The following is a 12,819-nucleotide window of genomic DNA, read 5'->3' as shown; positions in this document are numbered from 1 at the left end:
GACGACGGCGGGCCGGTGCGGCGTGCGGCTCGCCGGATCCTCCGGCCTGTCGCCAGGCCGCGCCGGACGTCACCCAACCCAGCAAAGGAGACGATCATGGACAAGGTCAAGGCAAGCAAGGATCAGGGGACCCGTCGCAACCCGGCCGCCGATGCGAGGTCCGACCTCGATCGGCTGATCGGGCAGATGCAGAAGCAGACGCCGAAGGGCACGGCCCTGGACACCGCCGGCATCGCGCCGCAGGTGACCTGCTCGCGCACGATCTACTGCGTCTGAGCGAACGTCCGCACCCGGCCGGCGATGCCGGGCGGGTGCGGTCTTCGTGACAGGATGGCATCGGCCATGGATACGGCATCGGCATCGGCGCCTGCCGCCGCCTTCGACTGGGATCGCCTGGCGGCCTGTCATCGCCAGGGCCGGCCCGTGTGCCTGCCCGTGACACCGCTGTGGCCCGTCGCCTCGGCACATCGGCTGGCCATCGCCATCGCCCGCCCGTCGCGCGCCGGAATCCGTTTCTTCGCGGTGCCGGCGGTGCGCTTCTTTGCCGGGAACGCGGAAATCCGGGCGCCGGGCGCGCGCTTGCCCGACGAGCGCGACGACTCGCCGCAGGCCTATCTGCGCCGCCTTCGGCACGACTGCCCCGACGTGCCCGCGTGGCTGGAGATCGAATCGCCGCTGGTCGCCGATGCGGCGGCCTGGGGACACGTGCGCGATTTCCTGTGGGGGTGGTGCGAGCGGCTGGGCTGTCCGACCCGGCCGGTGACCGCGTACCTGCTGCTGGGACGCTACCGCCGCGACGTGGCGACGCACGGCGTCGCGACGCTGATCGTGCCGTTGCTCGGTCGGGTGATGGTGAGGCCGGCCGCCGGCGGCGATGCGCAGCTCGCCGGTCCCGGCCAGGTGCTGTACCGCCCGCCCGGCGAGGGCATGGAGGCGGCGGACGCGGCCGGCTGCGTGGCGCTGCGCCTGGAGATTCCCGTGCAGCGGACCGCGTCCGCGCGCGAACTGGTCGAGCTGTTCGCCTCCCTGGTGCAGCCCGAGGTCCATCCCGAGGGTGGCGTGCCGGCGCTGCCGTCCGTGCCCGCGGTCGCGGCCGATGGCGCGGTCGCGTTGCCCGACGCGCTTGCGCGCGGCGTCGAGGCGCTCGGCGGCTTCGTGGCCGGACCGACCGCCGAGCTCGCCCATCGCGTGCAGTGGCTCGCACGGGCGAGTGCATGTGCACTGGAGCCGGCGCCGGGCTGCGCCAAGGCGCCGGTGCTGTCGCCGGCCGACAGCATCCGCGCGGTGCCCGGTGCCCGCATCCTCGAAACCGCGGCCGGGGAGGGGACGTGGCTGTGGGCGGTCAACGGCCACACGCTGGCCGTCGACGCCACGCCCGCCAGCGGCGCGCTCCGCGGGGCGCTCGCGCGCGGTGGCGCCTCGACCGTGGCGGCGCTCTGCGGGTCCGATCCCGCGTTGCGGGCAGCCCTGGCGCAGCTGTGCGCCGCGCGGGGCGTCGTGCGCGAGGCCGCCGACGTCGCCGGGGGGCATTGAGCCCTTGGCGCGTCGCGTCCGGCCCGATGTGCACGGGCGCCGCGATCCGGCCCGGGGACGGCTGCCGGCCGACGCGGTGTTCGCGCTGCCGGTCGCGGGACCGCCGGTCCGCCTGCCGCCCGAGACCCGGGCGTTCGTCCGCGCGGTTGCCCGTGGCGGTGCCGGTGCACTGCTGCCGCCACGCGCGCGACGTCGCCGGGACGGGCTGATCGAGACGCTCGGTCCGCTGCGCGGGCCGGACGACGCGCGCCGGCTCGCGGCGGCGCTGGCCCGGCCGGCGTTCGCCCCGTTCGTCGGCATGCTCGAGGCTATCGGGCCCTGGTGCAGGGCGCTGGCCGACGACAACGCGGACCTCTTCGCCCGCCGGGTACTCGGGTTCGGCAACACCGCGCTGTTCGCGCCGCTGGTCGGCGAAGCCTTCGTCCGTTGCGCCCTCCGTGGGCCGGGCCAGGCGGAGGCGCTCGCGGGCAGCTGCGCGCGCTTCCAGCGATTCCTCGCACGCTTCGTGCGCCGTCTGCGCCGCGACCTGGATGCCGGCGTCTTCGGCGATGCCGTGCGCGGGCCGGTGATGGGGCTGTGGGCCAGCCCTTCGGAGACCCACAACGGCGGTCAGCGCGTGTTGTGCCTGCGACTGCGCGGCGGCATGTGCATCGCCTACAAGCCCCGACCGGTCGACGGCGAGCGCTTGTTCCTCGCAGCCGGCGCGGACGACGGCGATGCCTCGCTGTTCGCCTGGCTCAACGCCCTGGACCCGGTGTCCGGTCCGCTGGTCCTGCCCACGCTGCGGGTCTGGCGCGGCGCCGGGCCAGACCGCTGGACCTACAGCTGGCAGGACTGGATCGCGCCGCCGCGCGGGTGGGGCGTGCTGGACCCGGCCCAGCCATCGATCGCGGGCGCACGGTTGCCGCCGCGCGCGGCCACGGCGTACTGGCGCTCGGCCGGTGCGCTGGGCGTGGCCTGCCACGCGATCGGCGCCACCGACCTGGGCGAGGGCAACGTGCTGTGCGGCATCCGCCCCGGCGCGCCGGCGCCGATGCCCTACGTCGTCGACATGGAAGTGTTCGGCTGCGGCATGCAGCGCCTGACCGGCACCGGGCTGGTGGCGCCCGATGCCTGCGGCAGCCATCCCGGGCTCGCGTCGCGGCTGCGGCCCGACGCGGTCGAAGGGCCGGCCGCGGCCTTCTTCGCAGCGCCGGGCGGCGCCCTGCGTCTGCGCCCGGTGGCGGCGCCCTGGGCGCGCGATGCGTCGCGCGCGGCGGTCGCCGACGAGGCGGGCAATCTCGGACCCGCACGCTACCTGCCGGCGATGCTGCGCGGCATGTTCGATGCGTGGACCTGCCTGCTGCGGCATCGGCGCGCGTTCGACGCGCGGTTGCGGCGGGCGATGCGCGGCGGGCGGGTGCGGGTGCTGGTGCGGTTGACGGCGACCTATGCGCGTGCGCTCGCCGCGCAGGCCGGCGACGGGGCCCGCGACGAGCGGACGCCGTTCGGCGACGACGAGCGCGCGCAACTGGCGCGCGGCGACGTGCCGTACTTCTTCGCCGCGCTCGACGGCGGCCCGCTGCAGTGCCTCGATGCCCCGTCGTTCCTGCGCGCGCGCACGGCGGGGCCGGTGACGCCCGAAGTGCCGGCGCTGGTGCCGGACCTGCGCGGACTGCTGGCGCGTCGCGTCGACGTCGTCGACCTGGCGACGCTGCTCCAGGATGCGGTCGCGCATGCGTACCCGGCGCTCGCGCGCGACGCGCCCGAGGCCTGGCGCGCCGGCGGCGGCTGGCGGCTGCGCGACCCGGCGCTGGGCGTCGATCTGCGCATCCGCAACGCGCAGGCCGGGCAGGTCCGGTTCGACTGGCCGGCCGCAGGCTGCCGCGTGCTCTACGTCTGGAACCGGCGCCGGATCGAGGTGCGGACGCGGCCGTTGCCGGCGCCCGCGCCGTGCCTGCCGGCGGTGGGCCGGCGGCTGCGGGCGATCCAGCGCATCGACGGTGCGCTGCGCCGGCAGTGGGCGGCCGGCGGCTTCCGGGATCGCGCGCTGGCGGCGCGTCTTCGAGGGCTCACGCGTGCCGCGCTGACATGGCTCGAGACGGTGCTCGACGCGCACGGCTGGCCGACCGTCGCGCGCGTTGGCGGGCCGGCCTGCGATGCCGCCGCCGCGCTCGCGCAGCATGCCGGCCGCGAGGCCGCGGCGTTCCAGCGGCGTTGCCTGGCGCTGGTGGAGGCCGCCGCCGCCGGGGGCGAGGTGCCGCTGCGTCACCTGGCGTATCTCACCGACGCGGTCTGCGTGCGCGACGGGCGCCGGCAGCGTTACGGCACCAAGTTCAGACGGCGTCGCGGGCGGCTGGTCCCGTATCCGCTCGAGCAGCCGGCGGCGGTCGATGCGCGGCGACGGCGGATGGGGCTGTCGCCGCTCGCCGAGTACCGCGACCTGCTGCAGCGCACCTACGGTGGAGATGTGGAATGAGCGACATGCCCTGCATCGAAGAGCTTGGCCCCGTGGACTGGGCGCGTTTCGTCGCGACCTGCTGGGACGTGCGGCCCGTCGTCTACCGCCAGGCGGGCGGGGCGCCGTACCCCACCGACGCGGCGCTGCACGCCGCGGCCGCCGCGGCGCGCGAGGCGGCCGCGGGCGAGACCGCGTGCCGGTTCGTGCTCGACGACCGCCAACTGCGGCAGCCCGGCGACTGGTTGCCGCGCGGCGAGGACGGCAGCTTCGACGCCTACGCGCGGCGGGTCCTGCGCGCAGCCGGCGACGACGCGGCCTACGCGCTGATCGTCAACGAGTTCCACCGGCACGACGCGCGGATCTTCGAGGCCGGACGGCGGTTCTTCCGCGGGTTGTGGGCGCACGTCGGGCTGCCGGCGACCGGGGCGATCACCACGCTGTTCCACGGCAACTACGAGCGCACGCCGGTGGGCGTGCACAAGGACCGCTTTTCGACGTTCGTGTTCGTGCTGCAGGGACGCAAGCGCATGCGGTTCTGGCCCACGCGCCCCTGGCGCGACGCGGTGGCGACGCGGGTCGACTACGCGCAGCACCTGGCCGACTCGTTCGCCATCGAGGTCGGTCCCGGCGACGTGCTGTATTGGCCGTCGGCCTACTACCACGTCGGCGAGACGATCGGGACGGACGTGGCGACCAGCGTGAACGTCGGCGTGCCGCGCGACGGCCATGCCCTGCGCTACGAGTTCGATGCGATCGTCCGGCAGGCGGATGCGGAGGATGCGGAGGATGCGGCGCCCCTGGACGGCGCCGCGTCCGGGGGCGATCCCGACCGGCCGCCCGGGATCGCGTCGGCGCTGGAGCGGGCACGACGGCTCGCGTCGCCGCAGGCGCTGCGCAGCGCGGCGGCCGCCGGCTATCTGTCGTTGCTGACCGGCGGCGGCTTCGCGCCACCGCCGCCGGCGATGCCGCCCGGGCGCTTCGACGCGGGCGCGCGGGTGCGGCTCGCCGATCCCGCGTGCCCGGTCGCCTGGATGCACGACGACGGCGGCGCGTTGTGCGGCGCGGCCGGCCATGTGCGCCGCGTCGCGCGCTTCGACGATGCGGCCGCGGCGTTGCTGCGCCGTCTCGACGGCGGCGAGGCGATCGACGTCGCCGCGCTGCTCGCGCCGTTCGGCGACGCGCCGGCGCATGCGGCGGCGATGCGTCGGAACGAAGCCCATGCGCTGCTCGCATGGCTGGTGTCGACGCGCGCGCTCGCGTGCACGTCAGCGCCGTAGCGCACTGCCCGTAGCGGGCGTGGCGGCGCTTGCGTTATGATGCATGCGCGGTCGGTCGTGACCTGGGTTCGCCCACACGATCGAGCGATGCGAAACGGGAACCGCCACGATGTTCTGGCTTGCAATCCCGCACCGCTCGCTTCATAATCGCACTCCTGATGCGGGGTGGAGCAGTCTGGCAGCTCGTCGGGCTCATAACCCGAAGGTCGCAGGTTCAAATCCTGCCCCCGCTACCAAATTTTTCGCGTGATCGACGGGGGCCGCAAGGCGCCCGGAAGCGAAAAGTCTGGGCTTGCCGAAGCTCCTGCTTCGCTTCGGCGCCGACATCCAGTGGTATCGGACAAGGGGCCCGTCGGGCCCCTTGTCGTTTTCCACGACCGGAGAAACCGATGCGCGCCGTCGGCAAGTCGTCGAAGCGCAGGCGATCGGACGCGGTACCGGACAACGCGAGGGACGAGTGGCGGACAAGGCGACACAACTCAAGACGATGCTGGCGGCGACGGTCGAGTCCCTCGGCCTGGAGCTGCTGGGCATCGAGTACCTGCCGGCGCCCGGCGGCGCGCTGGTGCGGCTCTACATCGACGTGCCGGCTGCCGATACGGACGCCGCCGACGGCGATCCGGCCGACGGCGAGGGCGGGCAGGGCGTGACCATCGAGCACTGCGAGGCGGTCAGCCGCGAGGTGTCCGCCCAGCTCGACGTCGAGGACCCGATCAGCGGCAACTACACGCTCGAGGTGTCCTCGCCCGGCGTCGACCGCCCGCTGTTCGAGCTCGCGCACTTCGCGCGCTTCGCCGGGCAGACCGCGAAGGTCGGCCTGAAGCTGCCGCAGGACGGGCGCCGTCGCCTGACCGGCCGCATCGCGTCGGTCGACGGCGAGACCGTGACGTTCGACGTCGACGGCACGCCGCTGACCGTGCAGGTGGAGAACATCGACAAGGCGCGGCTGGTTCCCGACTGGGCCGCGCTGGGCCTGGCGCCGTCGAAGGACAAGAAGGGCCGCGCCGCCGGCGGGGCCCGCAACGCAGACAACACACCACGTGACAACAAGCGGCCCGGGCGCAAGCCGGCCGGTGCGGAGTGAATGAAAAGATGAGCAAGGAACTGTTGCTGGTCGTCGATGCGGTCGCCAGCGAGAAGGGCGTCCCCGAGACCGTCATCCTGGAGGCCATCGAGGCCGCGCTGGCCACCGCGGCCAAGAAGCGCTACATCGACCAGGACGTGCTGACCCGCGTGGCGATCGACCCCAAGGACGGCAGCTACGAGACCTTCCGCCGCTGGGAGGTCGTCGCCGACGACGTGGTGATGGAATCGCCGGATCGCCAGATCCGTCTGATGGACGCGGTCGACGAGGCCGATGGCGTCGAGGTCGGCGACTACATCGAGGAGCAGATCGAGAACGTCGACTTCGGCCGCATCGCCGCCCAGGCCGCCAAGCAGGTGATCGTGCAGCGCGTGCGCGAGGCCGAGCGCCAGCAGGTCGTCGATGCGTGGAAGGACCGCGTCGGCGAGCTCGTGACCGGCGTGGTCAAGCGCGTGGAGCGCGGCAACGTCTACGTCGACCTGGGCGGCAACGCCGAGGCGCTGATCCAGAAGGACAAGGCGATCCCGCGCGACGTCGTGCGCGCCGGCGACCGCGTGCGCGGTTATCTGTACGACGTGCGCAGCGAGCCCCGCGGCCCGCAGCTGTTCATCAGCCGCGCCGCGCCCGAATTCATGATGGAGCTGTTCAAACTCGAGGTGCCGGAAGTCGGCCAGGGCCTGGTCGAGATCAAGGCCTGCGCCCGCGATCCGGGCGACCGCGCCAAGATCGCCGTCGTCGCCTACGACACCCGCACCGATCCCATCGGCGCGTGCATCGGCATGCGCGGCTCGCGCGTGCAGGCGGTGTCCAACGAGCTCAACGGCGAGCGCGTGGACATCGTGCTGTGGTCCGACAACCCGGCGCAGTTCGTCATCAACGCGATGGCGCCGGCCGAGGTGCAGTCGATCGTCGTCGACGAGGACAAGCACGCGATGGACCTGGCGGTCGCCGAGGACAAGCTGGCCCAGGCGATCGGCAAGGGCGGCCAGAACGTGCGCCTGGCCAGCCGCCTGGCGGGCTGGCAGCTCAACGTGATGACCCAGGACCAGGTCACCGCGAAGTCGGAGGCCGAGCAGGCCGCCGCGCGCGGGCTGTTCCAGGACAAGCTCGAGGTCGACGAGGAGATCGCCGGCATCCTGGTCGCCGAGGGTTTCAGCACGGTCGAGGAAATCGCCTACGTGCCGGTCGGCGAACTGCTCGCCGTCGAGGGCTTCGACGAGGACATCGTCGAGGAACTGCGCTCGCGCGCCCGCGACGCGCTGCTCAACGACGCGCTCGCGGTCGAGGAGGAAGCCGACGAGAACGCGCCGGCCCAGGACCTGCTGGCGCTCGAGGGCATGGACGAGGACACCGCGTTCGCGCTCGCCGCGCACGGCGTGCGCACCAGCGAGGACCTGTCCGACCTGGGCGCCGACGAGGTGCTGGAGTTCGGCATCGACGGGCTCGACGAGTCGCGCGCGGCGGCGCTGATCCTGGCCGCACGCGCCGAGGAGATCGCGCGCCTGGAACGGGAGGGGTGATCTGCCGCCCGGCCGCTGGCGGCCGGGCAGGACGGCCCGACGTCGTAGTCGGACCGCCGGGAAGGCCGCAGTGAATGCGCGGGACGCGCGCCCTCCGGGCGCGAGGGGTCTCGCAGATGCTCGGTCGTCGCAGGCGGTCGCGTTCGGAAAGCACCCCATGCAGCGTTAGAATGACAAATCCACTGCGCCGCCCCCTTCGGCGGCGCGCAAGGAACCGGAATCACGAATGTCGCAACAAACCACCATCCGCAAGCTGGCCGCACTGGTGAATACGCCGGTCGAGAAACTGCTCGAGCAGCTGTCCGAGGCGGGCATGCAGTTCAGCAATCCCGACCAGGTCGTGACCAGTGCCGAGAAGCTCAAGCTGCTCGGCTTCCTCAAGCGCGCGCACGGCAAGGGCGATGCCCCGGCCGAGGAGACCGCCGCGCCGAAGAAGATCACGCTTAGCCGCAGCCGCAAGCAGGAGCTGACGGTCGGCGGCGGCAAGAACCGCCAGACGGTCGACGTGGTCGTGCGCAAGAAGGTCACGCTCAGCCGGCCTGCCGATGGCGGGGCACCGGTCGATCCCGACAGCGAGCGCGCCGAGATCCTGCGCAAGCTCGAGGAGTCGCGCCAGCGCAACCTCTCCGAGCAGCAGCGCCTGGCCGATGAGGACAAGCGCCGCGCCGAGGAGGCCGAGCAGCGCAAGCGCGAGGCCGAGGCCGAAGCCGAGCGTCTGCGCCAGGCGGCCGCGGCGGCGGCCGCCGTTCCCGAAGTCGCCGAGACGACGGTCCGCAAGCCGGCCGGCGGCCATGCGCACGCGCACAAGGCGCCGCCGGCGCCGCGCAGCGACGATCGCAACGCCAGCGCCAAGAAGGGCAACCGCGGCTCGCACGCGATGGTCTCGGGCGTCGAGGACGACGACAGCACCGCGCGCTTCGCCGGGCAGCTGCACCTGAGCGCGTCCGACCGGGCGCGCCGCAGCACCAGCACGCGCGGTCGCCCGACCCGCGGCCCGCAGCGCCGTGGCGCCGCGCCCGCGCGCAGCGGCGCCGGCCCGCACGGTTTCGAGCGCCCGACCGCGCCGGTCGTGCGCGAAGTCGCGATCGGCGACGCGATCACCGTGGCCGACCTCGCCCAGAAGCTGGCGATGAAGGGCGGCGACGTGGTCAAGGCGCTGTTCAAGATGGGCGTCATGGCGACGATCACCCAGTCCATCGACCACGACACCGCGGTGCTCGTCGTCGAGGAACTGGGCCACACCGCGGTGCGCGCCGATGCCGACGATGCCGAGAGCGAGCTGATCGCCCACGTCGGCGAGGTGCAGGGCGAGCAGACCGTCCGCCCGCCGGTGGTCACGATCATGGGCCATGTCGACCACGGCAAGACCTCGCTGCTGGACTACATCCGGCGTACCAAGGTCGCCTCGGGCGAAGCCGGCGGCATCACCCAGCACATCGGCGCCTACCACGTCGAGACCGACAAGGGCGTCATCAGCTTCCTCGACACCCCGGGCCACGCGGCGTTCACGTCGATGCGCGCCCGCGGCGCCAAGCTCACCGACCTGGTGGTGCTGGTGGTCGCGGCCGACGACGGCGTCATGCCGCAGACGGTCGAGGCGATCCAGCACGCGAAGGCGGCGAAGGTGCCGCTGATCGTGGCGATCAACAAGATCGACAAGTCCGACGCCGACCCGAGCCGGGTCAAGAACGAACTGCTCGAGCACGAGATCGTGGCCGAGGACTTCGGCGGCGACACGCAGACGGTCGAGCTGTCGGCCAAGACCGGCGACGGCGTCGACGATCTGCTCGACGCGATCTCGCTGCAGGCCGAAGTGCTGGAGCTGCGTGCGGTCGCCGAAGGCCGCGCCACCGGCACGGTCATCGAGTCCTCGCTCGACAAGGGCCGCGGCCCGGTCGCGACCGTGCTGGTCCAGCAGGGTCTGCTGGCGCGCGGCGACTACCTGGTCTGCGGCGTCCAGTACGGCCGCGTGCGCGCGCTGTTCGACGAGACCGGCAACCAGGTGCAGACGGCGGGGCCGTCGATCCCGGTGCAGGTGCTCGGCCTGTCGGGCGTGCCGGACGCGGGCGACGACTTCGTCGTCGTCGCCGACGAGCGGCTGGCCAAGGACGTCGCCCAGCAGCGCGAGGCCAAGCGTCGCGAGACGCGCCTGGTGCAGGCCGCGGGCAACCGCATGGAAGACATCATGGCGCAGATGGGCCAGGCCGAGCAGCAGCTGTCGCTCAACCTGGTCGTCAAGGCCGACGTGCAGGGTTCGGTCGAGGCGCTCAGGCAGGCCCTGACCGCGCTGTCGAACGAGCAGATCCGCGTCAACATCATCGTCTCGGGCGTGGGCGGCATCACCGAGTCCGACGCCAACTCGGCGGCGGCGGCGAAGGCGACGATCATCGGCTTCAACGTCCGTGCCGACGCGTCGGCGCGCAAGGTCGTCGAGAGCAACGGTCTGGACCTGCGCTACTTCTCGGTGATCTACGACGTGATCGACCAGGTCAAGCAGGTCGCGTCGGGCATCCTGGGCACGGAGATCCGCGAGGAGATCATCGGCATCGCCGAGGTCCGCGACGTCTTCCGCAGCTCGAAGTTCGGTGCCGTGGCCGGCTGCATGATCGTCGAGGGCGTGGTCAAGCGCTCCAAGCCGATCCGCGTGCTGCGTGACAACACCGTGGTCTTCGAGGGCGAACTCGAGTCGCTGCGCCGCTTCAAGGAGAACGTCGACGAGGTGCGCAACGGCACCGAGTGCGGCATCGGCGTGAAGGCCTACAACGACGTCAAGGCCGGCGACCAGATCGAATGCTTCGAGCGCATCGAGGTGCAGCGGACGCTGTAAGGCCGGGAATCGGGAATGGGGAATCGGGAATCGGAACGCCGGTTCCCCGTTCGCCCCGTTTCCCGGCTCTTCCCATTCCCTATTGCCGATTCCCCATTCCCGATGACGAAGTCATTCAACCGCACCGACCGCGTTTCCGCCCAGTTGCGCCGCGAGCTCGGCACCCTGGTCCGTGAGGCCGTGTCCGAGCATGGCCTGCCGTCGGTCAGCGTGTCCGATGTCGAGGTCACGCGCGACATGGCGCACGCCAAGGTGTTCGTGACCGCATTGCAGTCCGAGCGGGCGGCCGAAGCGCTGAAGGGACTCAAGGCGGTCGCGCCGGAGATCCGCTTCCGTCTCGCGCGCGCGGTCAAGCTGCGGCACGTGCCCGAGTTGCATTTCCACTACGACGATTCCGTCGACCGCGGCGAGCGCATCGACCACCTGCTGCGCGATCTCGACGACGGCGGCGAGCGCGCGTAGCCGCCGTCTTTCCCGCGAAAAGCGGGTCCGGGAATAACCGAGAGACCCCGGCATTCTCCTCGACCTGTGTGTAGGCGCGCGCTTGCGCGCGATGAGACTTTCCCGGTAAAGCCCGTTCGCGCGCAAGCGCGCGCCTACGCATGAGCGCGCGATGCCGGCGCGCGAGGTGTTCCCGGATACCCTGCAAAAGCCCAGTATTGCTTCGATGAGCCGTTCCCCATCCCGCCCGCGCACCAGGTTCCGCAAGCTCGACGGCATCCTGCTGCTCGACAAGCCGGGCGGCCTGAGCTCGAACCAGGCGCTGCAGCGCGTGCGCCACCTGTTCCGCGCCGAGAAGGGCGGCCACACCGGCAGCCTCGATCCGCTGGCGACCGGCCTGTTGCCCGTGTGCTTCGGCGAGGCGACCAAGATCGCGGGCGGCCTGCTGGGCGCGCGCAAGGCCTATGCGACCGTCGCCCGGCTCGGCCAGGTCACCGACACCGACGACGCGGCGGGGCAACTGCTGCGCGAACGCCCGGTGCCGCCGCTCGATCTGGCGACGATCGACGCCGCGCTGCGGCGCCTGACCGGCCGCATCGACCAGCGCCCGCCGATCTACTCGGCGCTCAAGCGCGGTGGCGAGCCGCTGTACGCCAAGGCGCGCCGCGGCGAGACGGTCGAGGTCGAATCGCGGCCGGTGGACGTGCACGCCTTCGAGCTGCAATCGGCGGCCGACCTGCTCGACGGCGTGCTCGATCCGGGCGGGGCGCCGCAGCTGCGGCTGCACGTCGAGTGCGGCTCGGGCACGTACGTGCGCAGCCTGGTCCGGGACCTGGGCGAACTGCTGGGCTGCGGCGCGCACGTCGCGCAACTGCGCCGGCTGTGGGTCGACCCGTTCCGCGATCCGAGGATGTGGACGCTCGACGAACTCCTGGCGCTCGCCGCGCGCGGCGAGCACCAGCTCGAGGCCTGCCTGCTCGAGCTGGAGGCGGGGATGCTGGCCTGGCCGGCCGTCCACGTCGATCCGCGGCAGGTGGCGCGGCTGCAGAACGGGCAATCGCTGCCCGGCCCGTTCGCGGCGCCCGGCGAGGTCGCCGTCTTCGGTCCCGGCGGCCGCGCCGAGGGCCTGGCGCAGGTGCAGGACGACGGCAGCCTGTGGCCGCGGCGGATGTTCAGGCGCGCACCGTCCCAGGACTGAATGCGTCGCCTTGTCCGGCCGGACCGCAGGCGATACAATCTCGGCCGCCTTTTTCCAGGCGAAACGCAACCTCCATCCACAGGCGGTCCGGGCGGTACGCGGCGGTCGATCCGTCGCTGTCTCTGCGGGACGCGCGTCACGAGCGAAACACATGACCACGATCGACAACGGCAAGATCATCGAAGAACACAAGCGCGGCGAGAACGACACCGGTTCGCCGGAGGTCCAGGTCGCCCTGCTGACCGCACGCATCGTGCACCTGACCGAGCACTTCAAGACGCACAAGAAGGACCACCACAGCCGCCGCGGCCTGCTGATGATGGTCAACCGCCGTCGCAGTCTGCTCGACTATCTGCACCGCAAGGATGCAGACCGCTACAAGGCGCTGATCGAGAAGCTCGGCCTGCGTCGCTAAACCCGTCTCCCACCGCGGCGCAGAAATGCGCCGCGGTTGTTTTTTCTGGACGCGTGCGGCGTCCGCCCGTCCGGGGCAAGGGTT

The 12,819-nt window shown here is 72.4% G+C and carries 10 protein-coding genes and 1 tRNA gene; all 11 read left to right on the top strand.

What is annotated here, in order from left to right:
- Positions 1–96 precede the first annotated feature (96 nt).
- The 11 genes from WQ56_RS06290 (at position 97) to rpsO (ending at position 12,735) form a co-directional block, all read left to right on the top strand.
- Positions 97–276: a hypothetical protein gene (locus WQ56_RS06290; RefSeq protein WP_047136232.1), complete on the top strand. Its 180-nt coding sequence runs from the start codon at positions 97–99 to the stop codon at positions 274–276.
- 66 nt (positions 277–342) lie between these two features.
- The gene (locus WQ56_RS19035; RefSeq protein ID WP_197076444.1) at positions 343–1,533 is read left to right on the top strand and encodes a hypothetical protein; all 1,191 of its coding nucleotides are present in this window, start codon (positions 343–345) and stop codon (positions 1,531–1,533) included.
- Between the two features lie 4 nt (positions 1,534–1,537).
- Positions 1,538–3,991 carry a DUF4135 domain-containing protein gene (locus tag WQ56_RS06280; RefSeq protein ID WP_197076443.1) on the top strand — a complete coding sequence of 818 codons (2,454 nt, stop codon included), beginning with the start codon at positions 1,538–1,540 and terminating at the stop codon, positions 3,989–3,991.
- Positions 3,988–5,250, top strand: a complete 1,263-nt coding sequence (locus tag WQ56_RS06275) for a cupin domain-containing protein (RefSeq protein ID WP_052772880.1) — start codon at positions 3,988–3,990, stop codon at positions 5,248–5,250. Before WQ56_RS06280 ends, WQ56_RS06275 begins: the two co-directional genes overlap by 4 nt.
- A 159-nt stretch (positions 5,251–5,409) precedes the next feature.
- Positions 5,410–5,486, top strand: a tRNA-Met gene (locus tag WQ56_RS06270).
- 221 nt (positions 5,487–5,707) lie between these two features.
- Positions 5,708–6,334: a ribosome maturation factor RimP gene (gene rimP / locus WQ56_RS06265; RefSeq protein ID WP_047136230.1), complete on the top strand. Its 627-nt coding sequence runs from the start codon at positions 5,708–5,710 to the stop codon at positions 6,332–6,334.
- A gap of 8 nt (positions 6,335–6,342) precedes the next feature.
- On the top strand, positions 6,343–7,854 hold the full coding sequence (gene nusA / locus WQ56_RS06260; RefSeq protein ID WP_047136229.1) for a transcription termination factor NusA: 1,512 nt from the start codon (positions 6,343–6,345) through the stop codon (positions 7,852–7,854).
- 226 nt (positions 7,855–8,080) lie between these two features.
- Positions 8,081–10,681, top strand: coding sequence for a translation initiation factor IF-2 (gene infB, locus WQ56_RS06255; protein WP_047136228.1), 2,601 nt, complete (start codon positions 8,081–8,083; stop codon positions 10,679–10,681).
- Positions 10,682–10,783: 102 nt separating this feature from the next.
- The gene (rbfA, locus tag WQ56_RS06250) at positions 10,784–11,143 is read left to right on the top strand and encodes a 30S ribosome-binding factor RbfA (RefSeq protein WP_047136227.1); all 360 of its coding nucleotides are present in this window, start codon (positions 10,784–10,786) and stop codon (positions 11,141–11,143) included.
- A 205-nt stretch (positions 11,144–11,348) separates the two neighbouring features.
- Complete coding sequence (gene truB, locus WQ56_RS06245; protein WP_047136226.1) at positions 11,349–12,320, top strand: tRNA pseudouridine(55) synthase TruB; 972 nt, start codon at positions 11,349–11,351, stop codon at positions 12,318–12,320.
- A 151-nt stretch (positions 12,321–12,471) separates the two neighbouring features.
- On the top strand, positions 12,472–12,735 hold the full coding sequence (gene rpsO, locus WQ56_RS06240; protein WP_047136225.1) for a 30S ribosomal protein S15: 264 nt from the start codon (positions 12,472–12,474) through the stop codon (positions 12,733–12,735).
- Positions 12,736–12,819: the final 84 nt, after the last annotated feature.

It is taken from the genome of Luteimonas sp. FCS-9, from assembly GCF_001014645.1.
GTDB lineage: Bacteria > Pseudomonadota > Gammaproteobacteria > Xanthomonadales > Xanthomonadaceae > Luteimonas.
Note: the sequence above shows the minus strand (reverse complement) of the source record. Positions and strands in the feature narration are given on the sequence as shown.

Bases quoted from the DNA above. Each gene is read 5' to 3' on its own strand.
- WQ56_RS06290 (WP_047136232.1), top strand. From the start codon at position 97: ATGGACAAGGTCAAGGCAAGCAAGGATCAGGGGACCCGTCGCAACCCG.
- truB (WP_047136226.1), top strand. From the start codon at position 11,349: ATGAGCCGTTCCCCATCCCGCCCGCGCACCAGGTTCCGCAAGCTCGAC.
- nusA (WP_047136229.1), top strand. From the start codon at position 6,343: ATGAGCAAGGAACTGTTGCTGGTCGTCGATGCGGTCGCCAGCGAGAAG.
- infB (WP_047136228.1), top strand. From the start codon at position 8,081: ATGTCGCAACAAACCACCATCCGCAAGCTGGCCGCACTGGTGAATACG.
- WQ56_RS06275 (WP_052772880.1), top strand. From the start codon at position 3,988: ATGAGCGACATGCCCTGCATCGAAGAGCTTGGCCCCGTGGACTGGGCG.
- WQ56_RS19035 (WP_197076444.1), top strand. From the start codon at position 343: ATGGATACGGCATCGGCATCGGCGCCTGCCGCCGCCTTCGACTGGGAT.
- rpsO (WP_047136225.1), top strand. From the start codon at position 12,472: ATGACCACGATCGACAACGGCAAGATCATCGAAGAACACAAGCGCGGC.
- rbfA (WP_047136227.1), top strand. From the start codon at position 10,784: ATGACGAAGTCATTCAACCGCACCGACCGCGTTTCCGCCCAGTTGCGC.